This is a genomic window from Wolbachia endosymbiont of Kerria lacca, from assembly GCF_051602725.1.
Classification (GTDB): domain Bacteria; phylum Pseudomonadota; class Alphaproteobacteria; order Rickettsiales; family Anaplasmataceae; genus Wolbachia.
Genome location: NZ_CP192272.1, coordinates 125,527 through 151,318 on the forward strand (window position 1 = coordinate 125,527; position 25,792 = coordinate 151,318).

The 25,792-nt window shown below is 33.6% G+C and carries 22 protein-coding genes and 3 pseudogenes; 18 read left to right on the plus strand and 7 right to left on the minus strand.

Annotated features, from left to right (window positions below):
• Positions 1-171: 171 nt before the first annotated feature.
• The 8 genes and pseudogenes from ACQ4M0_RS00595 to ACQ4M0_RS00630 form a co-directional block, all read left to right on the plus strand.
• Positions 172-450, plus strand: coding sequence for a YggT family protein (locus ACQ4M0_RS00595; protein ID WP_012481756.1), 279 nt, complete (start codon positions 172-174; stop codon positions 448-450).
• Entirely contained in the window at positions 451-2,562 is a 2,112-nt protein-coding gene (locus ACQ4M0_RS00600; RefSeq protein WP_012481755.1) for a DNA translocase FtsK, read from the plus strand.
• 181 nt (positions 2,563-2,743) lie between these two features.
• Positions 2,744-3,301 (plus strand): hypothetical protein, encoded by a 558-nt coding sequence (locus ACQ4M0_RS00605; RefSeq protein WP_007302667.1) that lies wholly within the window; start codon positions 2,744-2,746, stop codon positions 3,299-3,301.
• 176 nt (positions 3,302-3,477) lie between these two features.
• Entirely contained in the window at positions 3,478-4,107 is a 630-nt protein-coding gene (locus ACQ4M0_RS00610) for a TRP75-related protein (protein ID WP_012481754.1), read from the plus strand.
• A gap of 16 nt (positions 4,108-4,123) precedes the next feature.
• Positions 4,124-5,404 (plus strand): flavodoxin-dependent (E)-4-hydroxy-3-methylbut-2-enyl-diphosphate synthase, encoded by a 1,281-nt coding sequence (gene ispG, locus ACQ4M0_RS00615; RefSeq protein WP_438456450.1) that lies wholly within the window; start codon positions 4,124-4,126, stop codon positions 5,402-5,404.
• 359 nt (positions 5,405-5,763) lie between these two features.
• Positions 5,764-6,339 carry a DnaJ domain-containing protein gene (locus tag ACQ4M0_RS00620; RefSeq protein ID WP_438456659.1) on the plus strand — a complete coding sequence of 192 codons (576 nt, stop codon included), beginning with the start codon at positions 5,764-5,766 and terminating at the stop codon, positions 6,337-6,339.
• A 7-nt stretch (positions 6,340-6,346) separates the two neighbouring features.
• Positions 6,347-6,907, plus strand: coding sequence for an ankyrin repeat domain-containing protein (locus ACQ4M0_RS00625; RefSeq protein WP_438456451.1), 561 nt, complete (start codon positions 6,347-6,349; stop codon positions 6,905-6,907).
• A 104-nt stretch (positions 6,908-7,011) separates the two neighbouring features.
• Positions 7,012-7,346: pseudogene (locus ACQ4M0_RS00630) on the plus strand (IS5-like element ISWpi1 family transposase); the annotation flags it as partial.
• On the opposite strand, the gene ACQ4M0_RS00635 reads toward ACQ4M0_RS00630, so the two are convergent.
• Entirely contained in the window at positions 7,336-7,713 is a 378-nt protein-coding gene (locus tag ACQ4M0_RS00635; RefSeq protein WP_007302671.1) for a TraR/DksA family transcriptional regulator, read from the minus strand. The pseudogene ACQ4M0_RS00630 and the gene ACQ4M0_RS00635 overlap by 11 nt on opposite strands.
• 108 nt (positions 7,714-7,821) lie before the next feature.
• Here ACQ4M0_RS00635 and ACQ4M0_RS00640 point away from each other — a divergent pair, with 108 nt between their 5' ends.
• Positions 7,822-8,469 carry a heme exporter protein CcmB gene (locus ACQ4M0_RS00640; RefSeq protein WP_007302672.1) on the plus strand — a complete coding sequence of 216 codons (648 nt, stop codon included), beginning with the start codon at positions 7,822-7,824 and terminating at the stop codon, positions 8,467-8,469.
• Between the two features lie 78 nt (positions 8,470-8,547).
• Positions 8,548-9,376 (plus strand): annotated as a pseudogene (locus ACQ4M0_RS00645) (IS630 family transposase).
• A gap of 182 nt (positions 9,377-9,558) precedes the next feature.
• Here ACQ4M0_RS00645 and ACQ4M0_RS00650 read toward each other — a convergent pair.
• Positions 9,559-10,269 (minus strand): class II aldolase/adducin family protein, encoded by a 711-nt coding sequence (locus ACQ4M0_RS00650; RefSeq protein ID WP_007302673.1) that lies wholly within the window; start codon positions 10,267-10,269, stop codon positions 9,559-9,561.
• Between the two features lie 235 nt (positions 10,270-10,504).
• Here ACQ4M0_RS00650 and ACQ4M0_RS00655 point away from each other — a divergent pair, with 235 nt between their 5' ends.
• On the plus strand, positions 10,505-11,089 hold the full coding sequence (locus tag ACQ4M0_RS00655; RefSeq protein ID WP_019236376.1) for an AAA family ATPase: 585 nt from the start codon (positions 10,505-10,507) through the stop codon (positions 11,087-11,089).
• Here the strand turns inward: ACQ4M0_RS00655 and tsaB are convergent.
• From tsaB to ubiG, 3 genes are all read right to left on the minus strand, one after another.
• Entirely contained in the window at positions 11,059-11,664 is a 606-nt protein-coding gene (gene tsaB / locus ACQ4M0_RS00660; protein WP_007302675.1) for a tRNA (adenosine(37)-N6)-threonylcarbamoyltransferase complex dimerization subunit type 1 TsaB, read from the minus strand. The two genes, ACQ4M0_RS00655 and tsaB, sit on opposite strands and share 31 nt — an antisense overlap.
• Positions 11,664-12,794 carry a cation:dicarboxylate symporter family transporter gene (locus ACQ4M0_RS00665; protein ID WP_007302676.1) on the minus strand — a complete coding sequence of 377 codons (1,131 nt, stop codon included), beginning with the start codon at positions 12,792-12,794 and terminating at the stop codon, positions 11,664-11,666. Before ACQ4M0_RS00665 ends, tsaB begins: the two co-directional genes overlap by 1 nt.
• Before the next feature lie 107 nt (positions 12,795-12,901).
• Positions 12,902-14,068 carry a bifunctional 2-polyprenyl-6-hydroxyphenol methylase/3-demethylubiquinol 3-O-methyltransferase UbiG gene (ubiG, locus tag ACQ4M0_RS00670; protein ID WP_438456452.1) on the minus strand — a complete coding sequence of 389 codons (1,167 nt, stop codon included), beginning with the start codon at positions 14,066-14,068 and terminating at the stop codon, positions 12,902-12,904.
• A gap of 145 nt (positions 14,069-14,213) precedes the next feature.
• Between ubiG and dnaG the strand changes: the two genes are divergently transcribed.
• From dnaG to ACQ4M0_RS00685, 3 genes and pseudogenes are all read left to right on the plus strand, one after another.
• Positions 14,214-15,947, plus strand: a complete 1,734-nt coding sequence (gene dnaG / locus ACQ4M0_RS00675; RefSeq protein WP_438456453.1) for a DNA primase — start codon at positions 14,214-14,216, stop codon at positions 15,945-15,947.
• Between the two features lie 98 nt (positions 15,948-16,045).
• The gene (locus ACQ4M0_RS00680; RefSeq protein ID WP_007302679.1) at positions 16,046-17,344 is read left to right on the plus strand and encodes a Na+/H+ antiporter NhaC family protein; all 1,299 of its coding nucleotides are present in this window, start codon (positions 16,046-16,048) and stop codon (positions 17,342-17,344) included.
• A 143-nt stretch (positions 17,345-17,487) separates the two neighbouring features.
• A pseudogene (locus ACQ4M0_RS00685) lies at positions 17,488-17,769 on the plus strand (DnaJ domain-containing protein); the annotation flags it as partial.
• Between the two features lie 199 nt (positions 17,770-17,968).
• Here the strand turns inward: ACQ4M0_RS00685 and ACQ4M0_RS00690 are convergent.
• Positions 17,969-19,087, minus strand: coding sequence for an IS481 family transposase (locus ACQ4M0_RS00690; protein ID WP_438456454.1), 1,119 nt, complete (start codon positions 19,085-19,087; stop codon positions 17,969-17,971).
• Positions 19,088-19,133: 46 nt separating this feature from the next.
• Here ACQ4M0_RS00690 and ACQ4M0_RS00695 point away from each other — a divergent pair, with 46 nt between their 5' ends.
• From ACQ4M0_RS00695 to ACQ4M0_RS00710, 4 genes are all read left to right on the plus strand, one after another.
• Positions 19,134-20,441: a TomO hydrophobic C-terminal domain-containing protein gene (locus ACQ4M0_RS00695; protein ID WP_438456455.1), complete on the plus strand. Its 1,308-nt coding sequence runs from the start codon at positions 19,134-19,136 to the stop codon at positions 20,439-20,441.
• 237 nt (positions 20,442-20,678) lie between these two features.
• Positions 20,679-21,026 carry a ferredoxin family 2Fe-2S iron-sulfur cluster binding protein gene (locus tag ACQ4M0_RS00700; protein ID WP_006013713.1) on the plus strand — a complete coding sequence of 116 codons (348 nt, stop codon included), beginning with the start codon at positions 20,679-20,681 and terminating at the stop codon, positions 21,024-21,026.
• A gap of 7 nt (positions 21,027-21,033) precedes the next feature.
• Positions 21,034-22,047 (plus strand): hypothetical protein, encoded by a 1,014-nt coding sequence (locus ACQ4M0_RS00705; RefSeq protein WP_007302682.1) that lies wholly within the window; start codon positions 21,034-21,036, stop codon positions 22,045-22,047.
• The gene (locus tag ACQ4M0_RS00710) at positions 22,031-22,432 is read left to right on the plus strand and encodes a cytochrome c-type biogenesis protein (RefSeq protein WP_213863726.1); all 402 of its coding nucleotides are present in this window, start codon (positions 22,031-22,033) and stop codon (positions 22,430-22,432) included. Before ACQ4M0_RS00705 ends, ACQ4M0_RS00710 begins: the two co-directional genes overlap by 17 nt.
• Before the next feature lie 59 nt (positions 22,433-22,491).
• Here ACQ4M0_RS00710 and ACQ4M0_RS00715 read toward each other — a convergent pair whose 3' ends face one another.
• Positions 22,492-25,761 carry a UvrD-helicase domain-containing protein gene (locus ACQ4M0_RS00715; protein WP_438456456.1) on the minus strand — a complete coding sequence of 1,090 codons (3,270 nt, stop codon included), beginning with the start codon at positions 25,759-25,761 and terminating at the stop codon, positions 22,492-22,494.
• Between the last annotated feature and the right edge of the window lie 31 nt (positions 25,762-25,792).

Here is a 25,792-nt window from a genome sequence, read left to right on the forward strand (position 1 = left end):
TACAGTACACATCTCTCCGTTAATTTATCAATAAGTTTTTTATCCACGTGGAATCAAAGGGTATAATATCTTATAGCTTATTGTTTACACCTATTTCAGCATAAAAATTATTGTGGGGCTTGATTTTATACATATCACTACACATAATAGGTTTTAGTGTAAATTAGTAATATGCATCCAATCATATACTTACTTAACCTGTTACTTGATCTTTACAGCTTCGTTCTAATATGCTCAATTGCTCTCGATTTGTTGATTAAATTGAATGTAGTTAACATGTATAATGAGATTGTAAGCAGCATAATGCAAACTTTAAACAGACTCACTTATCCTCCACTAAAGGTTATCAGAAGGTATATACAACCATTCAATGGATTAGATTTATCCGTGATGATATTGATAATAGCAATTCACTTTGTAAAATATACAATTACTTATTACTTTAAGTAGATGTTAAAAAAACAGCTAAAATCAGCGATATACTTGTCACTATTAATGTATATATATATATCGGTTTTTAGCTATAATTATAAAGATCCATCCTTAAATACAGCTACAAATCAGGAAGTAACAAATTTGGGCGGAGTAGTAGGTTCATATTTAGCTGATATATTGGTTCAATTTCTTGGACTCGCTAGTATTACAATAGCTACAACCATAGTTTACTTTTTAATTTTCAGAGCATCATTGCTGAAAATTATCTACCTAACGTTAATCAATGTAGCAATATATGCTATATTGTCGCAACTTTCGCTTGGCATTACTGCTAGATACATGCACGGTGGAATAGTCGGTAATGCTCTAATTGACCACTGCCCGTTTTACATATTCACAGTAGTAGCATCAATAGGTATTGTAGGATTGATTGGTTGGAAGAGAACGGTTTATTCTTTGCTTTTCCTATGTAAAAAAATATTTTCCCTTTTTACAAAGGTTCTGTTTTTCAGGTTACGTAAAACTACTGATTATTCAATAGCACCATTAGTAGTAGAGGAAAAATATATAACCACTAAACAACAACCGAAAGAAAGAAAGAAAAAAGCTGCCGAAGAAATTGTTAAACCACCTTCTAGCGAGTTTGAGTTTCCAAGCATTCACTTACTTTCCAAAGCAGAAGAATCTTTGCAGAGAAAACAGTTGAATGCATTAGAGAGCAATAAGAATTTATCTCTGCTCGAACAGGTTCTGAGTGATTTTGGCGTGCAAGGAAAAATTATAAGTGTATGTTATGGACCGGTTGTGACTTTATACAAACTTGAACCACAAGCAGGTACAAAATCTGCAAGAGTGATTGGTCTTGCAGATGATATTGCACGTTCAATGAGTGCACTTTCTGCACGTATTTCAATAATTCGTGGACAAAATGCCATGGGGATAGAATTGCCAAACAAGGAGCGAGAGATTGTAATGCTGCGTGATTTACTTGAATCGCCAGAATACCAAAATGCAAACTTAAATCTTCCAATTGCGCTTGGCAAGGAAATAAGCGGAAAACCAGTTATTGCAGATCTGACTAAAATGCCCCACTTGCTTGTTGCCGGAACTACAGGGTCAGGTAAGTCGGTTGCAATTAACACGATGATTCTGTCGCTTGTTTATCGACTAAGTCCTGATGAATGCAAGATGATAATGATCGACCCCAAAATGCTCGAGCTTTCAATATATGATGCAATACCGCATCTAATAACGCCAGTGGTAACAGAGCCAAAAAAAGCTGTTATTGCTCTTAAGTGGATAGTGAAAGAGATGGAAAATCGCTATCGCATGATGTCATATTTAAATGTGCGCAATGTAATAAACTATAATCAAAAAATTACAGAAGCGATGAATAGCGGAATAGAGTTGGAGCGCGTTGTACAGATTGGCTTTAACTCAACAACGGGTAAACCTTTATTTGAAAAAATACCACTTAAAATGGAGACATTTCCGTATATTGTGGTGATCGTAGATGAAATGGCAGATTTAATGCTTGTTGCTGGCAAAGATATAGAATGCTCTATTCAACGTTTAGCTCAGATGGCTCGTGCTGCAGGAATACACATCATAATGGCAACACAACGCCCATCTGTAGATGTGATAACAGGTGTGATAAAAGCAAACTTTCCAACGAGAATTAGTTTTGCTGTTACTTCTAAGATAGATAGCCGTACAATACTTGGTGAACAAGGGGCCGAACAGTTACTCGGTATGGGTGATATGCTTTATATGGCCTCTGGTGGTAAGATTATTCGAGTGCACGGTCCATTTGTAAGTGATGATGAGGTGCAAAATATAGTTGATCATCTGAAAACGCAAGGTGAGCCAAACTACATGGAGGAAATCACTCAAGAAGATGAAAATTCTTTCGCGGAATCAGAAGGTGAAACAGAAGATGAAGAGAACGATCTATACAAGCAAGCAGTGGCCATCATTCAGAGAGATCAAAAGGTTTCAACTAGTTACATTCAAAGGCAACTTAGAATAGGCTATAACAGAGCTGCAAATATTGTTGAAAGAATGGAGAAAGAAGGTATTGTCAGTGCTCCGAGTTACTCAGGAAAGAGAGAGATATTGGTAGAATAACCCTTAACTTAAACCAAAGAAAGTTATTTTAAGATCAATAGATCTCTTGCATAACTGGAATTCAAAAGTTCCAGCGCATGACCAGATATTTCTTATTGGATCCCAGTTGTATAGTGTTTAATACTAAATTAACTACTAAAAACGTACAATAGTAATATATTAATTAGCTAGGGGGTTAAAAATGGGTATAACCAAATTTGTATTCGGTTTTGATAAATCGGATGTAACAGCATTGCAGGAAAGTCAAAATATTGATGCTAAAAAGTTTCAAGAAGTATTTAGCGCATTAAAAGAATGGCAAGAAGCTCAAAAGATAGATGCTAAACAGTTTGAAGAGGTATTTAGTGCATTAAAAGAGTGGCAAGAAGCTCAAAAGATAGATGTTGAGCAGTTTGAAAAAGTTTTTGGTGCATTAGAAGACAAGATTGGTACTGAGCAGTTTCAAGCTATGCAAGAGCACTTAAGCGGCTTGCAAGAAAAATTTACAGGCTTAGAAGAAAAAGTAGAAACATTTGCAGACATGGTAGGGGGACAAGAACAAGCAATACTAACTTGTGCCATAGTCAGTGCTGTTGCTGCAATAGCTGTAACTAGTTTTGTTGCATTCTGTATCTATCAGGGAGTTAAGCTTGATAAAGAGAAGAAAAACGACTTGTCTCAAGATATGCCAAGCGGAAAGTTTAATAATGTAAATGATACCGAAAAACTGAAGAATAACTTACAGCAAGGAAGAGTGTAATGCTCTTCTTGAAAGGGTGTTACGTAAAATTTGTAACACCTTAAATTTCCTTTAGATTATGTAGGTTTTGGTAGTAAATTTTTTAGAAAGATGTTTGTATTATAAAGTTGGTAGAGATTCTGATTTACTTGAAGTTTGTTAATTGGTATCTTTTAAAGCACAATATTCACTATAGTATGCTTAAGATCTTTTCTAAAGTTTTATTTATATTAATACTTTTGGTTTCTAGTTTCTTTACTGTACATAATGTTGAAGCGAAGTCTAAGGTAAAGTTCAGTAAGAGGTACATACCTCCTGGTAACCCTGGTGGTGCAAACTTTCATGCAGACGAGGATTTTGCTGAGTCATATAAACTGTATGAGAAGCGTAGGGAGCTCCTCAAGAAAAAAAAGTTACAAGATCTAGCTATGAATAAAGAAGATCTAATCAAAAAATTAAAAGAAAAAAAAATTGCTAGCCTTGATAACGAGCCAAACAACGTGGGAGCTTGCATAGTTGAAGATGGGGAGGATGCTATGATCAATCAGCATGGTATTAATCTTGCACGTTTAAAGGGTGCTGTATTTATAGATCAAGAGCCAGTTTCTCAGTATGAAAGTAAGCAGCATAAAAAAAGTGAACAACAAAAAGGGAAAAAAGTTACTTCAACACGAGAAAAAAAAGTTTCCCCTATAAATGTTACTATAAAAGAAACTCCATCAAGAAGAACGTGCTCTCATGATTCTATTACTGATCTAAATAGAACACCACAGCATAGTTTAAATGGTTCAAGTTCATTTGGCAGTGTAGTTGACACAGTAAAATAGTGTCACGATTAATAATATGCTAGATAGAGACCTGACATTGAGTGATGATGCATATGAGTCATCGCCGGTTTCCAGGCATAAAACTCATACTGTAAAAGTTGGACAAATGAAGATAGGTGGAAATAATCCTATAGTTGTTCAATCCATGGCACTTGGTGCACATATAGATTCTGACAACATAAAAAGCAGTGCTCAGAAATATGCAAAAGAAGTAATAGAACTAGCGCATGCAGGTTCAGAATTGGTGCGAATTGCTTTGAACTCAGAGGAAGTAGCAAAAGCAATACCTTATATAGTAGAGGAAATAAATAAAGAAGGCTTTGATGGTAAGATATTAGTAGGCTGTGGACAATATGAGCTCTACAGGCTGATTCAGGATTATCCAGACAACATTAAAATTCTGGGTAAAATTAGGATAAATCCAGGTAATATAGGCTTTGGTGATAAACGTGATGAAAAATTCGAAAAAATTATAGAGTATGCAATAACGCATGATCTTCCTGTCAGAATTGGAGTAAATTGGGGTAGTCTTGATAAGTACCTTTCACAAAAATTAATGGATGAAAACTCCTTATCTAGTAATCCAAAAACTTCTGATGTTATATTACGTAAGACGCTTGTAATGTCTGCTCTTGGTAGTGCAAAAAAAGCTGAAAAGATTGGCCTTAATGCAGAGAAAATAATCATTTCATGTAAAGTCAGTAGAGTGCAAGATTTAATTTTAGTTTATACGGCACTTGCACAATCTTCCAATTATGCGCTGCATTTGGGTTTAACCGAAGCTGGTATGGGTAACAAAGGCGTAGTAAATACCACAGCAGGGCTTACTTATTTATTGCAAAATGGTATTGGAGACACTATCCGGGCTTCTTTAACTCAGCGCCCTGGTGAATCACGCACTAATGAGGTGGTAGTATGTCAGGAAATACTGCAGTCTATAGGTTTGCGCTACTTTAACCCTCAGGTGAGTTCATGTCCTGGTTGTGGACGCACAAGTAGCGATCGTTTTCGTATATTAACTGAGGAAGTAAATGGCTACATAAAAACTCATATGCCGGTATGGAAGAAAAAGAATCCTGGTGTAGAGTATATGAACGTTGCTGTTATGGGATGCATAGTAAATGGTCCTGGAGAGAGCAAACATGCAAATCTGGGGATCAGCCTGCCTGGGTATGGAGAAAAACCTGTTTCAGCAGTCTACAAAGACGGCAAATATTTCAAAACTTTACAAGGTGATAATATTTTTGAAGAATTTAAGGAAATTATTAGTGATTATGTGGAGAAGCATTACACATAAGCCTTTCACAAGTTTGTACTTAGACTACATTCTGTAAATTAAATGCAAAAATGGTATCTATTGAGTGGATGTCAAATTAGACAATAAAGAACGCCAATTTAAAAACTAGATAGTATCTGACAGGGTTCCTTTTGCCTTTTTTCTATTTGAGAAATTTTTTAATATTGAGATTGACTCTAAGTAGTATAGAGATGTTATTCCAGTATCAAGGACTGAAGTTTCCTGATCTACAATATTTGTACAGTTATGAAATAGACGTAATTTGACATAAAAAGCTTTACTTTTTGAAATTTTGGGTTACGTTTAATTTAACATATTTCAGTGGGGAATTTATTGTAGGTAGAAAGGAAGCTTTAAAAATATTAGGTTTTCAATCAAGCGATGCGCCCAGTGAACAAGAAATTAAATCAGCGTATAGAAAATTAGCCTTGAAATATCATCCTGATAAACATTCAGGTAAAAATGAGGTTGTGAAGAAACAAAATGAAGAAAAATTTAAGCAGCTAGGTTCTGCATATGAATTTCTTACTAAGGAAAGCATAGAAGAGGTTACAAATCTAACTGACGAAAATTTAAATGAAATTAATTCGCCTGGAGATTTGAGGTTTTACTTAAGTAGGGCTCTATATAATCAGGATATAAAGTTTCTTGAAAAGCTTTTTTCCAAATTCAAAAGCAGTAAAGATGGAAGATTTGGTGATTACATCAATGAAAAACTTATTTATATTTACTTTCCATTATCTATTGCTTTAATGCAAGCTAAAGATTCAAGAAATTATAGTATTTTGAAACTTCTTTTAGAAAATGGTGCTGATCCTAATATAAAGCTATTACATAATGAAGCTTCGTTATACTATTGTAGGGTTATCGATGACAGCAGAATTGTAGAGTTATTGTTACAATATGGTGCTGATCCTAATATGTTAGAATGGTAAAAATCCGTTGTTTAAAGCGTTTTTGTGTGATGATGATCATACTATGGAAATACTTTTGAAATATGGTGCTAATCCTAATATGTTAGATAAAAATGGTCGAGTTCCATTATATCAAGCAATCAATTGTGACAACGATAAACGCGAAAAATATGTAGAGTTGCTTCTAAAGTATGGTGCTGATCCTAATCAGAAGGTTAATGGCTCCAGAGTTATAGAGTGTGCTCCATATTTCACTAATAATGGTGTAATGAATTTGATTAAAACGCTTACTCTGCCATACGGTAACAATGATAAAGTTAAAAGGTTGATGGCTGAGTACGGTGGAGTTGATAGACGTTATCTACGTGATCAAACGATACTGACTTGTTGTTGCTTAATAGTCGCTTCTGCTACTTTTTTTAGTATAGCTTCTCCTGTGCGCTATGTACCGACAGCAATATTTGCACTTGCTGCATGTTTTTTTATTAAAAATGCTGTACATGCTGCATTTTTTGCAAAAGAACCTTCTACTGAGTTTACCGAAGCTAGAGCTTGTCCAGAGATTAGTAAAAGAGGCTATAATATCTAAAGTTTTAGTACTGGGTAAAGACGAGAAAAAAGCACCCAGCAGACCTAAGTCAAAGGGAATGGACAAGAATAGAAAGCTATTCCAGAGTATCATACAGGAAAGTAAGAAAAAAATATACTATAGTTAAAAAAATGTGATGGGATACCAAGGAGAAAATTTAAAAATCATATAAAGGAAGAATATGGTATGGATATTGAGATTGTCAAAAGGCCTTCATGTAGGTTCTAAGTCAACAAAGACACACCGCCTTAGCTACTACCAATGAGGGGTTTAAAGTACAGCCAAGAAGGTGGGTTGTAGAAAGGACTTTTGCTTTAGGAATAGAAGACTATCGAAAGAATAAGATTTACTCACTGAAAATTTCATATATCTGGCTATGAGTAGAGTTATGTTAAGGAGAGAAATATGCTTGAATTCGCGAACAAGTTCTAATCATTAATGTTATACACGTTCTTTTCTTTTTCTATTCTCTCTTGTTCTTCAATACAATACATAGCAAGCGGATTAGCTTTAAGTCTTTCGACTCCTATTTCTTCTCCCGTTCCATCGCAGTAACCATAAATGCCTAATTTTATTTTTTCCAACGCCTCCTTAATTTTTTCTTTTCTATCTTTTCGGCGCTTAATTAATTCTCCATTTTCACTATCAGAATAAATACTACTATCTTCTAGATCTTGTTTCTCCAGTTCAGAGAGTATTGATTGTAACTTTAAGCTAAAGTATTCCAGTTGTTTTACGTTCATATATTCTTCATTTTCTGAAGGAACGTAATCTTCCGGTAACTTTATTTTTATTAATTTTTCCATAGCATTATCAATAAAATATATTAAAACTTATATAACTTGTAAACACAAAAAATTATACTACCCTCAAAGTAAACACTATAATTTATAATAAACATTTAAAATCCTGGTATGATTAGTTTGGTAAAAAAATTAGTAATAAATGATAATAATCTTACTTATATAGTATGTATTTTTATTATAATGTTAAGTTTATCTTCATATACACTTGAAAACAACAGTAAACAAGAAGTCATATTAACATTAACATGGATATGTGCTACATTTGTTTTGCAGATCTCTACAAATAATTTATTTACATCTGATTATCATGATGGAATATTAGAGCAAATCTTTTTACAGCCACTCTCTTCTAGGCTGATAGTTGCTTATAAAATCTTCGCTCACTGGTTGTTATTTGGGTTACCGATTTCAGTGATTTCTTTCATGTTCAGCTTTGCAATTCTAGGCAATAATATTGAACATTCAATAGCAGTTGGAGTGTCTTTATTATTTAATACGCTGATAATCATTAATATTTCAGCTACTGGAAATGCATTGATGATTGGTCGAAATAACTTAGCATCAGGAGTGTCGCAAATTCTTGTTTTGCCAATGATAATGCCAACTTTTGTATATTTCAAATTGCTAACTCAATTTGAAAATTTATCCTTGAATATTTATACACTACTAATCACCATCTTAGTTTTTGTCATTTTAATTGTTAACAGCACTATAACTACTCACATAGCATTAAAATTTGCTGTGGAGCAGGATTGAAAAAACTTACTAGTTATAGCCCTTCTCATAATAGTCCAAAAAGAGTAAGATATGGATTGATAGTAGTGGAAGGTGAGGATGCCAGTAGCAAATAGTTATGACTTAAGAAAAAAGGTAATGGAAGCATTGGATGAAGGAGAGAGTGGAGAAACTGTTGCCAAGAGATTTAAGATCGGAAAAACAACTTTATATGAGTGGAAGAAAAGACGTGAGAAAACGGGAGATTTTCAATCAAAAAAGCTTGGAAGCGTGGCATAAAATTACCGACTGGAATGCATTTGCCGAATTTGCAAATGAGCAAGGTGGCAAAACTCAGTCAGAGATGCTGGGGCAATATTAGTAGACAAACAATTCATCGAGCACTTAAAAATATAGGATTCACAAGAAAAAAAAGACCTACGGATATAAAGAAAGAAATGAAGAAAAGCGAGCTCAATTTTCAAAAGTTATAGCAACAAAAGAACCTAAAGAATTAGTGTATATAGATGAGTCTGGCATTGATAACACTGAACCTATGGGTATTGCCAGAAAGGACAGCGGTTTTATGCCCTAAAATCTGGAAAGAAAACTCAACGAATTAGCATGGTTGCAGCCTTAAGTGGAAGAAAAATAATTGCTCCGTTAACCTTTAAAGGCCACTGCAATATGGATATCTTTAATAAATGGTTTGAGCAGTTTCTGACACCGATTTTGGAACCTGGACAAACTGTTATCCTTGATAATGCTACTTTTCATAAGTCTAATAAGATTTGCTAAAGGAGTTGGTGCAGAAATTTTATATCTTCCTCCATATTCTCCAGATTTCAACAAAATTGAGCATTATTGGTTTGCTATAAAAAACAGAACCAGAAAAAACATTCCTTTATTCAAATCTTTTCGTCATGCTGTCGATTCTTCTTTCTTATGACCTTTTTGGACTATTATGGGAAGGGCTATATTTACTTGTATCTGCTTAGTTAAGGGTGTTAACTTAAGTAGAGATGGAGACATTAGACTTCTTGCATGAATTACAGCGTGTGAAACCATTATTGGATTTCAGACTGGCTGGTTATGCAAGAAATCTAATATCTATCGAAGAGTCAGAAACTTTTATAACTTACCTTTAATCAACCTAACCCATGCGTGCCAATCTCTCTCACCAAGATTGCTTTCGAAAGACAGAAGATCCTTTACGGCTTTTGAGCAAATTTCTTCACTTGGAATTGACAACTCCCTATTCATTGCTAGCATCAGGCATTGAGTTTTACAAGCTTGTTCTAAGTGATACGTATAAAACATTGCTTCTTGTATAGTCTGACCACATGTTATAGATCCATGATTGCGCATTAACATCACAAAATTTTCTTTCAAATCAGCTATTAATCTTTTTCCTTCTGTATCATCAAGTGCCAGGGAATTATAATCATGGTAAGATACCTTATTATAAAAGTGCAGCGCCCACTGACTTATTGGGAGTAATCCATCCTTGAGAGAAGAAACTGCTACAATAGAAGGTGTATGTAGATGAAAAATTGCTTGAATATCTTTCCTTGCTTGATAAATGAAGCCATGGATTACATAGCCAGTTTTATTATATTGATATTCTTTGCCTTCAATTATATTCCCATCAAACGATACTTTCATCAATGAACTTTCATCTACTTCATAAAAACGTATACCAAACGGATAAACATAAAATGACTTTTTATCTTCAGAACGTACAGAGAGATGAGTATACGTATGATCATCTAATTTAAGATAAGATAAAATTTGATAGGCGTTAACTAGGTCTCTTTTCAACTCACTATTTGTTAATAACATAGCTCTTGACTAAAATTTTCTAAAGATTTATACGTAAAAAAAAGTTTATTACAAACTAAAAGGTGAACCTACGTTAAAATACTAAGCACTTTTACTTGCCTTAGGTGATTAGAGTTTACATTTCTAGATTACATAGTATTTTAACTATAAAAGCGACTTTTTATGTAATGTTTCATATGTTTTAAAGCCTTGTTTTTATGTTATTATAATTGTAGGTTTTAATATTAAAAATAATATGATAAACGTTGAGATAAAAAAACAGCTAACAAAATTTTTCATATATATCACTGGTCTTCCAGGAAGTGGTAAACTTTCTACAGCAATAGTATTATCTAGTATGATAAATGCAGTAATTGTAAGTGGACTTGAATATAATCAAACTTCCAAAGAAGCTCGAGATAGAATATATAACACTACACATGTTATGTTTCAGGCAATAGAAGCCTATCCTATTGACTCAAAAAATTATATATTTGTTGATGAATTAATTAAAAATAATGATTACAACATAAGAATATATAACTCAGTAGTAGAACTTAGTAAAAAAATGAGCACAAAAATCCTCCCTATAGTACTTAGGTGCAATCCATTGATATTACAAGAGCGTACTATATCAAAAAAGCAAAGAAAAAATAGGAAGGTTACTAATATAAATAGTATTAAATTTAGGGAGGAAGATTTATTTGTACCACAAAATGCTATAGAGGTAGAAAATTCAAATATGAGTATAAAAGAAGTAGCAGAAGAAATAGTAAGTCAGATGTACAAACTTGGCCAAATTAATAGTGTTTACGCAATAGGCAACGATTTCATATACTGAGGCTCATTTAAATATAGAGCCTCAACTCCATTTAATTTTTGTTTATTTTTTAGTCTATAACGGACTAATAGCCCTGCATGGCTAGCATCCAACTTTGGTAAACTGCAATCCATATATGTAATGCAGTGCGTTTCAGGCTGGAGTTCACTTACTACAGCAGGATTTGATAGCGGTAACAAATTGAAATCAAATAACTGCGTATAAAACTTTTGATCATCTTCGATTATAGCTTTAATATTTTTTTTGCTATTTGTACAAAGTAGCGATATTGCATATGCTTGAGCTTCCAGGGCACTAACCCCATATAACGGCTTATTTGTAGCAAGATTTATACCTTGTGCAGTTGATATACCAACTCTGATTCCAGTAAAACTTCCTGGTCCAACTATCACTGCTAAATGGTCTATTTTATCGTAGCTGTAATTATGCTTATCAAACAAAGTATTCAGTATTTGAAAAAATGATTCTGCATGACTATTGTTTGCAGAATTGCGTTCTACAAAACAATTACCATCGTAATCAATTACTGCTATTGAACTACCAGCACCTACAGTATTAATTGCTAGAATGGACATCACTTAAGCTTATCATAGAGCTTTGTAAACATCATAGTGAACGCACCGTTACCCATAACATTTGCTGAAGTTATTATTGGGTCAAACACTATATACAATGCTGTAATTAATGAAAGCATCTCTGGGGAGAATTTAAGATACTTCTCAAGAACGGGCAACATTACCATAATCCCTCCCGCTGGAACTGCAACAATAGCAAATTTAAATAACAGAAAGTAGAGAAGGAAAGTCACATAGTCTGTTGCAGACAATGCACCACCAAAAGTCATTATCATTGATAGTATTATAATAAAAAAGCAATCACCTACTAAATGAAAGCTAGCGGTTATTGGCACAACAGACGATGCTATATCATGCTGCTTTACATTTTTTTTGCTTCCTTCAAGAGTAAGCGGCATAGCTGCATTACTAGACATTGTGCTCATTGCAGTAATAAATGCTGGTATCATATTACCTATACTAGCTATCCAGCTTGTGATCTTGAACGAATTTGCTGCTCCATATAAGAGAAAAACATAAAGGTAGGTTGCAGATGATATAATAATAAAAATTATTGAGTAATCCTTAAATATTATGGGTAAAACCTGATCATGTTCCATTTTTAAAGCAAGACCAAGTACAAACATTGGAATAATTGGCGTCAAAAATGTCTTCAAAATAAAGAGAGTTAAATCTAACATTTTGTTCGAGAGCTCTTTGCTTTTTTTTGGTAATATTGTGGACACTAATATGCTTAACACAAATCCACAAGCAAGGGCATAAAAATTAGAAAGCAATGCAGGTATCCTAAATGACCATAAAGGAACAATTGTTTCTTCATATGTTATATCTTGTATTGAATAAGTGTTTTGTGTGATGAAATGCCCAACAGAATAAGCTATTAAACTTGAAGCTAGATTCGACAAGAAAATCGTTATAATAAGTAACAATATAAACTTTATAGCCGACTGCTTAAGATTGTTAACACTACTAAAGATTAATGCAAAAACAATAAAAGGCATTATAAATAGTAAGATCTCTTTTATACTAAGGCTTATTGAATACAAGAAGGTTTTCACTTCCATTGGAACTAGATGACCAAAGAATACAACCGAAGTGATAACAGCAAGTAAGGTTAGTAATTGTAACATATTCTAATATAGCGATACCCTATGGAAATACATATGATAAATTAGCTGCTAAGTAAAGTAAAACTGCCTAGAATATTTGCATTACCTTCTAGTACTTGAATGAGATTTCAAATTACAACGTTTCCACAAAGTATATAATTAACATCCACACCTTTGGTCAAGTTCCATTCACGCTTTATTACATTATATTCCATACCAGTCATATCTTGTAGTGTTACATTGTTCTCTCTTAGATGATTTGCAATTTCTGATGGCTTGAGAAATTTATTCCAATTATGTGTGCCTTTTGGCAGCCAGTTTAATATGTACTCTGCGCCGACTATTGCAAGACAGAAGGATTTAATAGTTCTATTTATCGTCGATATAAAAATTAGCCCTTCTGGCTTCAACAGCTCTATTGCTTTTTTCATGAAAAACTCTAAATTATCGACATGTTCAACCACTTCCATCAACAAAACCACGTCATACTTCTTGTCATTGCTTAGCTCTTCAATGCTAGTGTGTGTGTATTCTATATTTAACCCTACTTTCTTCGCATGCAACTGTGCCACTTTTATGTTTTCCTCACATACATCTATTCCTGCAACGCTAATACCAATACGCGCCATTGACTCTGACAAAATGCCACCACCACAACCAACATCGAGCAATGATAGTTCTTTTAAATCGCATTTTTTTAATTCTTTTATTTTCTCAACGATGTATGATACTCTCACAGGATTCATCATGTGCAATGGATTGAATTTGCCATTCTCATTCCACCATTCACCTGCTATTTTAGCGAATTTTGATATTTCATCTTCGTTATAAGTTTTTGTGGTTTTTTTCTTGCTAATATTGCTAAGTTTATCAAGGCGTTCTTTATGTCTACTTTCTTTTGAAAATTCTGTTTCGAGGAATTGTTTGACTATGTCTTTTGCTAATCCACTCGCAGTAAACCCTGCACCAAGACAAAGTATATTCGCGTTGCCATGCTCGCGAGCTAATTTTGCGATCTCAACACTATTACATAAAGCAGCGTAGATTCCTTCAAAACGATTTGCCACAGTACTCATGCCCAAACCTGTACCGCAAATTAATATTCCATAATTTGCTTTTTTGTTTGTTATATCTTCTACAACTTCAGCAGCATAGTCAGGGTAGTCTACACTCTTTTGTTCAGCAGTGCAGCCACGGTCTATCACTGTATAATCTAAAGTTTCCAAGTAAGCCTTTATTTCTGATTTTAGTTCATAACCTGCGTGGTCTGAAGCAACTGATATCACATCTGACATATAAGAAATTGCAACTTAAGGGTATTTATATGGGTAATTTATTTTGAGCTTTTTGTCAAGCTCTCCTGATCTTTCTGAATAAATTTCGAGTCAGATATGCATAAATTCTATATAATTTTTATCCTACCACTACTCATTCGGTAAAATGGATCATATAGATATTATAAAGTCAAAATTATTGTTGTCCGACATAGTAGGAAAAAAAGTTAGGTTAATAAAAAGAGGAGATAGTTTTGTTGGACTCTGCCCATTTCATAACGAAAAAACTCCATCTTTTTCGGTCAGCAATGTTAAGGGCTTATATTACTGTTTCGGTTGCTCAGCTCATGGTGATGCGTTTGAATTTATTTCACAAACTGAGGGCTTAAGTTTTAAGGAAGCGTTGGAAAATTTGGCATCTGTTGCAGGTGTTGAGTTACCCAAAAACCTCAGCTTTGCTAAAGAAAATGACAAACTGTTTTCAGCACTGAATTTAGCTGCAAGTTGGTTCGCGCAGAAAAATCGAGGTGTTATGGCTTATTTAAGGCAGCGCAAGATCTCACCTGAAATCATAGATAAATTTAGAATAGGTTATGCGCCAAGCTCTGGTTTAAAAGAATATTTGAACTCCTCTGGTATTAAAGACGAGATTTTGATTGATGTTGGCTTAATAAATAAGAATTCTCGTGATTATTTCTATGATCGGCTGATATTTCCTATACACAACATCACGGGCAAAGTTATTGGTTTTGGTGGACGTTCGCTGAACTCTGAGCAACAGCCGAAGTATTTAAACAGCCCAGAAAGTCAGCTCTTTAAGAAAAGAGAAAATTTATATGGATTAAACTTTGCTTTGAGTGAAATACGCAAAAAACAGCATCTATTTGTTGTTGAAGGATATATGGATGTAATAGCACTACATCAGGCGGGAATTAGCAATACAGTTGCCCCGCTTGGCACTGCGATTTCTGCAGAGCAGATAAAAAATCTATGGAGATTTGCTAAAGAAATCTCCATCTGTATGGATGGCGATAGTGCCGGACGTCGTGCCGCCACCCGAGTTGCGGAATTTGCTCTTCCGATACTCAAGCCTGGGTATACATTGAAGTTTGTAACTTTGCCAAGCAACAAGGACCCATACGATATATGCAATGAACTAGAATATAAGACGGAAGATGTACTATCCGCTTTTAACCGCTCAACAGAACTGCACTCTGAATATTTATGGCATCACATAATTGGTAGCAATTTGCAAAATTATGAAAAATTTGCTCCGGAAAAATATTCAATTCTTGAGCACAAGTTCATGAAATATGTCAATGCTATCGGTAACAGCAGTATTAGAAGGTATTATAGAGATTATTTTTACAATAAGGTCAGTGAATTAAGAAGAAACTTTAAAAAGCTGATTTTTAATAGCAAAGCAACAAAAGGTGAGTATCTTTACAATAAATCTCCAGAGCTAATTGAAGCAGAGCAAAATCAGGCCATAATTTTGCGTATAGCCGTAGAATTTCCTGAAATCTTGAACCGTCCTATATTTTTTGAGCAATTTTCTCATTTCGAATTTACTAATGAGATGAAAAAATTACAACAGTGCGTAATTAATATAGTAACTAATGAGAGCAACTTTAATAAAGAAATTCTGCTACAGGAGTCTAGTGTTATAAAGTTTATATTTGAAAAAACTAGCGTACTAAATAGTCAATTAAGTGAGAAGAGATCGGCAGAAACTGTCTGGAATAACATAGTATTACGGAAAGAATTAAATGTATTACAAGAAGAAAAAATTAAAGCAAGGCTGGGCGGTAATTTTGACTTAGAGGAAAGGCTAATAGAACAAATAAAGCAAATAGAGGATAGTATACAAGAAATGCAAATGGAATTTATTCAAAAGTAGATGGCTTAAGATGTTCAAAATTATTAGAAAAACACTGTATTAGTATTTGCTTAAAATAGCTTATTCTAGTATATTTCTGGTTTGTTCAACTACGATAAGTGTTTTCATTTCTTCCTCTTATTATCTTTCTAGCCTTATACCTTGGAAGTGGTATTTATTTTTCTTTTATCGGACTTGGTAATCCTCTTCATCAAATTTCACCGTTAGTTTGCTTATTACCAGCATTATTTTTTGCTGTTCTATTCAATAAAAACAAAATTCAACATAGTATTGATACTCTTATAAAAGGTATGGGTAATAAAACTACTCTTACCGTATGTTTGATTTTTCTATTTGCTGGAGCATTTTCTACTGTTACTGAATCGCTTGGTAGTATAAATGTTATTACTAACTTAACTATTCGATTTCTTCCAGCAAGATTATTACTTCCTGGAATGTTTTTACTTTCTACTTTTATTTCAAGTGCAATCGGCACATCAATCGGAGTTATTGCACTTATAACACCAATAGCTGTTAATTTAGCACAAAATGGAGCTTTTGATTGTGCAGTGGGTGTTGGAGCTGTGATAGGTGGGTCTATGTTTGGCAGCAACCTTTCAATGATATCTGACACTACTATTGCTGCTACTTCTTCACAAGGAGCTTCAGTAAAGGATAAAATAAAACTCACTTTCAAGACAGGATCTGTTACAGGTCTTATAATACTTATTTATCTAGTAATAATTTCAAATAGTACAGAAGTTGTTTCTATCTCAAGTCTGAATTATTTATCCATAGTCAAAATTATCCCTTATATATCTTTAATAATTATGGGTTTATTTGAAATAAACACTCTAGTAACATTAGCTATTAATATGGTTATTGCTGGGATATTAGGAATAGCTTTTTTTGATTATTCTCTTATTGAATATTCTCGTGACATATATAGGGGTTTTTATAAGATGAATGAAGTAATGATATTTATTCTCTTCAGTAGTGGATTAAGCCACTTAATGTACGAATACAGTCAGAAAAAGATAGATATATTCACCGATAAGGTGAATATGACAAAAACTCAAGCTGAATTTATGATTGCGGGAATATCATCTCTGTTTACTATTTTAGTTTCCAGCAATGTTGTTGCTATTTTATTAACTAGTAATATTGCGAAAAGACTTGCACAAAGATATAACATTGCACCACACCGTAGTGCGTATTTATTAGAAATATTTACTTCTATCACAAAAAGTATCTTACCTTATGGTTCTCACGTATTACTAGCAAGCAGCATTGCCTCTCTGTCACCTATCATCGTACTAACAAAAGTATATTATTGTTTTGTTTTTGCAGCAGTTGCAATAAGTGAAATAGTGATTAATGGCAGACGTCATGCGGTTGTAGCTCCTCAATTACCATAAACAACTCTTTAAATTTTCACTCAATTTGTTGATAAATTAACAAATATTATAATCTTTGCTAAAATACTTATATAGTACCAATTCTTTTAAAGACATAGTATTACTAATGTTATAAAAAATGTATCAAAATAGTGGAGAAAAAAATGCCTGATTATTATGAAATATTAGGAGTAAAAAGAGATGCTACTCATGGTGAGATAAAAAAAGCATATCGCAAATTAGCATTGAAGCTTCATCCAGATAAATTGCTTGAGGAAGTGAAAGAGCTAGATAGGCTAGAAGGAAAGAAGAAGGACGGAAGGCTACTATCACAGTCGGAAGAAGATCAACGGGCTCAACTTGAAGAGAAATTGACAAAGTTCAAGGAAATATCAGTAGCACGCAAAGTGTTATCTGACCCAACAAAAAAAAGCCAGTACGATAGAGGAAAGTATGAGTATGGGGATTGTAGTGATGAACTGGAGTTGTTGCGGGAAGAGATGAGTAAACTTAAACAAGAAGAGAAAAGAGAAAAATTTTTTAATGAAATATATATTATGTATTGTTCGAAAAGTCAAAAATTAATCGAAGAGAAAATAGAAAGGCTAAAGAAGAGTTTAAAAGAAATAGGCAAGATGGGCAAAGCTAGTGTACTAGACACAACTTAATCTGACAGCAACGAATTAACTGACAGAAGAATTGAAAACTAATATCAGTCTCTTGTTTAACGTTACTAATATTTTTCTGAAAAGCAATGTGTTTGCTATCAAGAAAAGTCTGCATAGGCGTTTTACCATAGCAATATTTACCTGAGTGAGGCCTGGTCTCATTGTAAGAGCGTAACCAATGATCAACATCTATCTGCAAATCTTCTAAAGAACTGTAGATTTTCTTTCTAAAGATAATATTGTAACACTCATCTTGCATAGTTTTATGAAACCTTTCGCATATGCCATTAGTTTGTGGTGAATTGGCTTTAGTTCTTGAATGATCAATATTTTCAATTCCCAAATAAAGCTGATAAGCGTGATTTTCTGGTTTACCACAATATTCTGTACCTCTATCAGTCAAAATGCGCAATAATGGCACGTTTTGTACATCAAAAAATGGTATTACTCTATCATTCAGCAAGTCGGCAGCGGTAATAGCAGTTTTATCTGTATAAAGCTTAGCAAAAGCCACTCTCGAATATGTATCAATAAAAGTCTGCTGGTAAATGCGCCCAACGCCCTTGATATTGCCTACGTAATAAGTATCTTGAGACCCTAAATAACCTGAATGTTCTGTTTCAATTTCACCGTGAGCTTCTCTTTGCTCTTTAACTTTTTCCAATGCTGCAAGTTGCTCTTCAGTTAAAATTATGCCGTCTTGTGCAACCTTTGCTTCAAGGGCTTTAAGTCTTTTTTTGAACGTTTCAATGTCATTTCTTAGCCATACAGATCTTACGCCACCTTCGGAAATTATTACACCCCTTTTTCTCAGCTCATTTGCAGCTCTTTGTTGTCCATATGCTGGAAATTCTGTAGCTATGCCAATTATTGCCCTTTCTATATCTTCGGAAACTCTGTTTGCTAATAGGGGTTTTTTCTTACTTATTTCATGTAATGCTCCTTCTCCCCCACTTTCATATAACTCCTTAAATCGATAAAATGTATCACGCGAATAACCCATCACCTTACACGCTTGTGATACGTTACCTAATTGCTTTGCTAGTTCTAATAACCCTAACTTTGGTTTTAGTATTTTTGTTTGTATCGTACTCATATCTAACACTCCTTTCTTTTATTATTTTATAACTTACTTTTTTAAAGTGTCAGATCAAGTCTTGTTTAATACAGCTAAAGAGACTGAAGAACCAACTGAATCCGAATATGTAAGAACTATTCTGGGATTGTTGTTACATATCCAGTCAAATAAGTATGAAGAGTGTGATGATATAATAAAGAAAGTTACAATTGATGCTGGTGACATTACATTTCTAGTGCAAATTGCTATTATGTACGATCGTGTGGCATTTTTCAAGCTCTTTGAAGGAAGGATAGAAATATCACGAAATGAAATCTTAAGCTATGCTTATGAATACCAATCTGAAGAGTTTTTGGATTATTTTTTTAATAAGTACTTAGATAAATTAGATATCAACTATAAAGATAAAGAAGGAAATACAGCTTTACATCATACATTAAAATGGTTGGATTTGGGTAAATCGAAATACCAAGGTTTTGTCAAGTCACTTCTTAGTAAAGGTGCAAGGCTTGATGTTAAAAATAGCAAAGATGAAACTCCATTTGATCTCTTGGTCAATTATGCTACATACTTCTCTCGTAAGGAAAAAGTAGTAGAAAAATTAAATAATCTTTCGGTGGTGCTTAGTGGTTGTAAAACCGATGAGCTAAAGAAGCTAGAAGGTACTTCTGCGTTGAATGAACTAGTAGATACTATTGTTAGATATAAGCATAAAAAAGCTCTAGATCTTCTAGTTGAAAATAACATAAAGATTTCAAGTACTATTTTAGAAGGTATTGTTAAACACAATTGGAAAAAAGAGATTTTTGATTGCTTTTTACATAGAAAGAAATATAATTTTCAGGATGAAAATGGGAATACACCTCTACATCATGCTTTAAGAAACTTACAGCCCTATACGTCAATGCTTCGCAAAGTTGAATCACTTGTGAGTGCAGGTGCGAGATTTGATGTTAACAATGACCAAGGTGAAACTCCGTTTGATCTCTTGGTTGAATATGTTGAGAAGGGGTTTTATGGTCAAGCGTCAAGGTTAAGTTATGCTTGGAAGTTGTTTAACAAATGTGAAAATAAAGATGTACTAAGAGAGCTAAAATATAAAGATGGTACTACTGCATTAGATAAACTAAATGAGCTTCGTATTAAGTGTCGTAATACTTCTATCATAGTTGCTTCTACGTTAGCAGTAGTAGGAGTTGCTTTAGAAGTAGCTATTGCAGTTTACTCAGGAATGTTAGCGTTAGGGATAGGAATTGGAGTTTGTTGTCTTGTTGTTGCTGCAATCATATACCATTGTAATAGTCCTGCAAATTTATTGAAAGATAGCAATGCTGAAGTTGCAATTAATCAAATGGCATTAGTAAAATTATAACTTAAGATCAGAAGAAATGGCAGATCAAGTTTAATAATGTTAATTCAGTAATATATTTAGTAAAATCTAAAACTAAGAAAATTCTATACTTGCAACTCTGTGAGATGCTGGTGGTATCTATCTTACTTTCTTGATAGGAATATAGATGACAAGAGATAGGCAATGGAATTACAAAGAGTTTGCAAATATTAGTTATTATTTGTAGAATATAGAGAAATTAGTAGAGATTTTAATAGTATGCCATCCGTTACTTTTATTTTACCTGATGGAAGTAAGAAAAGTTATGAAGCTGCAGAGGGAGAAACTCTTCTTAATTTAGCCCATAGAAGTGATCCAGATCTGCTTGAAGGTGCATGTGAAGGTTCTCTTGCTTGCTCTACATGCCATGTGATTGTTGATCCAAAATTTTATGATGTTGTAGAAACACATAATCCTATATCTGATGAGGAAAATGACATGCTGGATCTAGCTTTCGGTTTAACAGAGACATCGAGGCTTGGATGCCAAATAAAAATCACAAAAGATATTGACGGTTTGTGCGTAACCGTGCCCAGAGGTACAAGAAATATATCATTAGATAAATAAGAGGATAATGCGTAAAATTTTTATCTATATTCTCATCTCCTTACCTTTGTTTATTCCTCTAGCGTATAGTGGTTTTTGGTATTTTTCTGCATTTAAGGTAAAAAGTCTTTTAACTGATTACATTAATGACGAAAAAGTTGATATTTCACATGATTTTAAGGGATTTCCTTTTAACCTAGTTTTTCGTGTAACGAATCCAAAATTTTCTAATGAGCAATTAACTGTTTCATCTGAAGCTTTAATGATAAAAAACAGATTATTTGATAAGTCAGTATATATCTATATACCAAGCAATAAAGTAAACATTGCTGTCCGTAGTGATGAGAAAAAGAATATAAAGTGTCACACACACGTGAGTAGCCACTTTGTTGTTAAACTAAATGATTTACTATCTTCATTAAAATTCAACAGAAATAGCACTGTAATAGACTATATAGATACATTTCGTTACGAAGATTATGGATTAAAATGTGATGTTTTAGAAAATCAGCAAAGTGTTATAACTGAAGTGAATGATAAAAGTAATTACATTCAATTTCACTTTGATAAAGAACTGAATGAAAATACTAAACTAGAATTTGATTTTTATACTTACCGTTATAAACATACTGCAAGTCCTGAAAATTACCTTAGTGTCGACGCTAAATTAGATTATGAATTTGTAAACCATATTTCAGCTTCTAAGATTAATTTCAACATAGAAAAATTTTTGATTGAGAGTAATAACTTTTCTATTGCTGCGAATGGTGGAGTAAGTAATTACAATTTAGTTACATCTTCATTTGAAGATAAAATCAATGTAGCCATATCAAATTATAAAGAATTAATTTCGTTTGTGACTAATGATTCAAAGACTGCAGATAAATTGGAAAAATCAATATCTTCCTTATCAGAAAAAATCACTAATAACGACATTCAATTTTCAATAAAGTACGACAATAATGTAGGTTCAGGCTTTATTGGAAAATTATCCACTACTGATTTTATCACTCAATTCACCAAGAATGAGAATAGTAATTAGCTTACTTTTTACATTGATATTCCATTTAAGCATAAATGCTTTTACTTTGGATGATAAACTAAGAGACGAAAGCATGGAAGAGCGAGCAAGTAGCTTATTTGCAGTAATAAAGTGTCCAGTATGCTCTGGTGAATTATTATCCGAATCTGAGTCTCAAGTTGCATATGGTATGCGTAAGACAATTCGCAAGAAGATCAGTGATGGATATACTAACGAGCAAATAGTTTCAGAGTTAAAAAATTCTTATGGAGATTCAATTATCATTGTACCACCTGTAAAATCTAGTACCTACATTTTATGGTTTACTCCTTTTATAATTCTTCTTATTGGATGTTTTCTAGTACGAAAATCAGTTCAGAAAATAGATAAAGTAGTAAAAAGATAACTATAGAGTAAAAGTGAGTTTACAACAAATGCAAGTAGCTACTATACGAACATTTGAGTTTAGATCAAAGATTGTAAGGTTAAATCTTCCATCCAAATAACCACGCACTCTACCTGCTTATCTGGGTAGACTTCTTGCACTAAGGTTTTATAGATCAACATTTGCTTTTTTATTTCATTTGATGAGGAAATAGAAACGTTATGGTGTGATTTATAGTCAATTATGATTGCTTTGTCTTCTGTTATGCACAGTCTGTCTAGCCGCACTAATACTGGTTTTCCGTCAATTGTTCCACTAAGTGGAATTTCTGATTTGCCCTCCAAGTCGAACAGGTAATCATATTTTTCATTAAAGGTTAATATTTTGCTGTAAATTTCATCCTTATCTTCACTAGTGTTTATGCTATCAAGATATTTCCTAACCCAATTTTTTCTCCTGTCTTTCTCTATCTTGGGCATATATTGCAATATACTGTGAATTATTAAGCCTCTTGCATAGCTGTCTGTCGTCCCAATGCTCCTTTTTGTCATTCCAGCATTCTCATCTGTCATCCCAGTGCTTGACACTGGCTTTTTTTCTCCAGGTTCCAGCGTTACGTGCTGCAATGACATTGATAGGTTTGATGGAGGTGAAATCACTGGAACATCAAAATAATCACGTTTTTTATAAATAGAAGGGTAGTTTGCATTCATGCATAGCACTTCAACTTTTTCTTTAAATATCGGCTGTAAGTATAGTTTTTTCCTCTCATATAATGCTCCATATTGAATAACTAGATCATACCAAGAGCCCTTTTGCACTGGCTCTTTGCCTAAAATGTATAACTCATCTTCAGCACGCGTAAGTGCCACGTACAGCAAACGCAAATATTCGTTATAATCCTCTAGTTTTTTCTCTCTTTTTACTTGATTACAATAAGCATTACTATTTTTGCCACACCAAAATGGTGCTTCCGTTGCATCAAACAAAATATTTTCGCTGTTTCTTGGTACCGTATTTGTGTCAACTAAAAACACTATTGGAGCTTGTAGACCTTTTGATTTATGAATTGTCATTATTCGTACAGCATTGAGTTTTGATTGCATATCGTTTTTAATCTCAGGATTATTTTCTTTGATCCACTGAACAAATGCTTGAAGAGATGGGTGCTCAAATTGCAATACGAGGTTCATAAATTCGTCTAGAATCTCGAAGCACTCAAGACCTAGCCTTGCAGCAAATTTCTTCCTGCCTGTGCGCAATATATGAGTGAATAGTGTAAGGGGGGATTTTGTCTGAGATAAATTAATTAGATAGTTTAATTCATTAGAGATAATCTCCTGATAATCTTGAAGTTTTTCCCACAACGACTGTTCTTTACGATTGTATGCAATATTGAATAAATCATCCTCAGTGAAGTTAAATAGCGGTGATTTTAAAACATTTGCAAGAGCAAGATCATTTGCCTGGAGGAGCAAAAATTCAGCTAAAGCTATTAAGTCCTGCACAGCTATGTAATCCATAATTCTAAAATAATCTCGGCCTATAACTGGTACATTTACTTTTTTTAGTTCACTTATTATGTAATCAACTAACACATTTCGCTGCCGTACCAAAATCATAATATCCCTTGGTTCTATATGACGATCTTTGGCGACTAAAATCCGCCCTTCGTTTAACCAATTGTGAATTCTTTGGGCTATTGCCTGAGCAAGTAATCGATCCTTTACTACATAATCTTTCCTCTGTGTTAAATGAATTTGTAAGGCTTGCTGCTCTTCCTCTTCATATCCTGGCAGTAACGGCCAAATTTCAATGTATCCTTGATCGTTTTCTCTATATGGAATATGTTTTATCTTGTTATCATTGAAAGATATTTCTTCACGAAAATTGTTAAATATTCTGTCTACAAGCATCAAAACTTCTGGAGTTGAGCGAAATGACTTTTCAAGTTGACATGATACCCAATCTCTGCCACCGGTTTTCGTGTGAAAATATTGCTGCATGTAATTAAATAGATGGGGATTTGCTCCTTGAAATCTGTAAATGGATTGTTTTACATCCCCAACAACGAATAAAGTTCTCTTTTCGTCACCACCGGTAAAAAATTCATTCCAGAGATTTGTTATAATTTTCCATTGACTGATACTATTGTCTTGCGCCTCATCAACAAGAATGTGGTCTATTTTTTGATCTAGATTAAACAATATCCAATCTTTATAGCCTGGATTGCTAAGGAGATTTGTTGCTAAATTGATGATATCATCATAATCAAGCAGTGCATTCTTTGATTTTTCACTATTATATAGATCAACATATACTTTAAATATACTAAGTAAACTACTGGTTCTTCCGAATATTTGATAAGAATTTATGTCCTTTACATGGGTAAACAATGCATTTTGAATGCTTTCTATCATTTGCTCTACGTCTTCAAATTTTTCCAAAGCACCCTTTGTTATAATGGATGATATGCTCTTTTTTTCGTACGATTCTGATTTGAGAAATACTTTAGCTAAGTTCTCTATCTTGTTGTCATCCAAGTAGCTGACACTGGGATCCATATTTCTTTTTTTCTGGATCCCAGTGTCAGCTACTTGGATGACAACATTTGGTACGGACGATTTTCTGCTATTACACCAATCATAAAGTATCGCACTGTAACTCTGATCTCTTTTGCTGCCCTCACTTAATATTTTAGCTAATCTTTTTATCTGCTCAATCGTTTCACTCTGTAAATCGTGAATCTTATCTGGGGCACTTAGTTTATCTTTGATATACCCTAAATTATTTTCTAGAGCTGATCTCTTTATACATAAGGTATAGAGCAAATCACTCAGCTTGTTTTCATCAAATTCAGCTGCAATGATATTTATATCGTCCTGCACAGTTTCATTATGAAGCGTTTTTTCAAATATGATGGAATGCAATTCTTTACATTCGCTCAACGTACAATTTGGAGCGATACCAGCTTCTGTAGGAAAGCTGGAGATTAATTTGTAACAAAAGGCGTGTATAGTTTGAATATTAAGACCAAGATTTTCCAGTTCAGAAAAAAGCCTTCTTGCTCTTGTTAAATAATCTTTATTTTCTCTGGTTACACACTGGGCTAATTGTTCTAAATCTGCGACCAATATACCCTCTGGATATATTGCCCACTTACTAAGTGTACTGTAAATGCGATCCTCCATTTCATTTGCTGCAGCATTGGTGAATGTTAAGCAGAGAATATTTCTCTTATTCTCTAATAGAAGTCTTAATACTCTGTCTATTAAGATCTTTGTTTTACCTGTACCAGCTGATGCACTTACCCATACAGAGAAGTTAGGATTTATGGCATTTGATCTCATTAGGAGTGTATAAAGTTTGACTGAAGTGGCA

What these genes read in the sequence shown, in the direction of transcription:
- ACQ4M0_RS00595 (WP_012481756.1), top strand. Translation starts at nt 172, where the DNA reads ATGCATCCAATCATATACTTACTTAACCTGTTACTTGATCTTTACAGC.
- ACQ4M0_RS00600 (WP_012481755.1), top strand. Translation starts at nt 451, where the DNA reads ATGTTAAAAAAACAGCTAAAATCAGCGATATACTTGTCACTATTAATG.
- ACQ4M0_RS00605 (WP_007302667.1), top strand. Translation starts at nt 2,744, where the DNA reads ATGGGTATAACCAAATTTGTATTCGGTTTTGATAAATCGGATGTAACA.
- ACQ4M0_RS00610 (WP_012481754.1), top strand. Translation starts at nt 3,478, where the DNA reads ATGCTTAAGATCTTTTCTAAAGTTTTATTTATATTAATACTTTTGGTT.
- ispG (WP_438456450.1), top strand. Translation starts at nt 4,124, where the DNA reads ATGCTAGATAGAGACCTGACATTGAGTGATGATGCATATGAGTCATCG.
- ACQ4M0_RS00635 (WP_007302671.1), bottom strand. Translation starts at nt 7,713, where the DNA reads ATGGAAAAATTAATAAAAATAAAGTTACCGGAAGATTACGTTCCTTCA.
- ACQ4M0_RS00640 (WP_007302672.1), top strand. Translation starts at nt 7,822, where the DNA reads ATGATTAGTTTGGTAAAAAAATTAGTAATAAATGATAATAATCTTACT.
- ACQ4M0_RS00650 (WP_007302673.1), bottom strand. Translation starts at nt 10,269, where the DNA reads ATGTTATTAACAAATAGTGAGTTGAAAAGAGACCTAGTTAACGCCTAT.
- ACQ4M0_RS00655 (WP_019236376.1), top strand. Translation starts at nt 10,505, where the DNA reads ATGATAAACGTTGAGATAAAAAAACAGCTAACAAAATTTTTCATATAT.
- tsaB (WP_007302675.1), bottom strand. Translation starts at nt 11,664, where the DNA reads ATGTCCATTCTAGCAATTAATACTGTAGGTGCTGGTAGTTCAATAGCA.
- ACQ4M0_RS00665 (WP_007302676.1), bottom strand. Translation starts at nt 12,794, where the DNA reads ATGTTACAATTACTAACCTTACTTGCTGTTATCACTTCGGTTGTATTC.
- ubiG (WP_438456452.1), bottom strand. Translation starts at nt 14,068, where the DNA reads ATGTCAGATGTGATATCAGTTGCTTCAGACCACGCAGGTTATGAACTA.
- dnaG (WP_438456453.1), top strand. Translation starts at nt 14,214, where the DNA reads ATGGATCATATAGATATTATAAAGTCAAAATTATTGTTGTCCGACATA.
- ACQ4M0_RS00690 (WP_438456454.1), bottom strand. Translation starts at nt 19,087, where the DNA reads ATGAGTACGATACAAACAAAAATACTAAAACCAAAGTTAGGGTTATTA.
- ACQ4M0_RS00700 (WP_006013713.1), top strand. Translation starts at nt 20,679, where the DNA reads ATGCCATCCGTTACTTTTATTTTACCTGATGGAAGTAAGAAAAGTTAT.
- ACQ4M0_RS00705 (WP_007302682.1), top strand. Translation starts at nt 21,034, where the DNA reads ATGCGTAAAATTTTTATCTATATTCTCATCTCCTTACCTTTGTTTATT.
- ACQ4M0_RS00710 (WP_213863726.1), top strand. Translation starts at nt 22,031, where the DNA reads ATGAGAATAGTAATTAGCTTACTTTTTACATTGATATTCCATTTAAGC.
- ACQ4M0_RS00715 (WP_438456456.1), bottom strand. Translation starts at nt 25,761, where the DNA reads ATGAGATCAAATGCCATAAATCCTAACTTCTCTGTATGGGTAAGTGCA.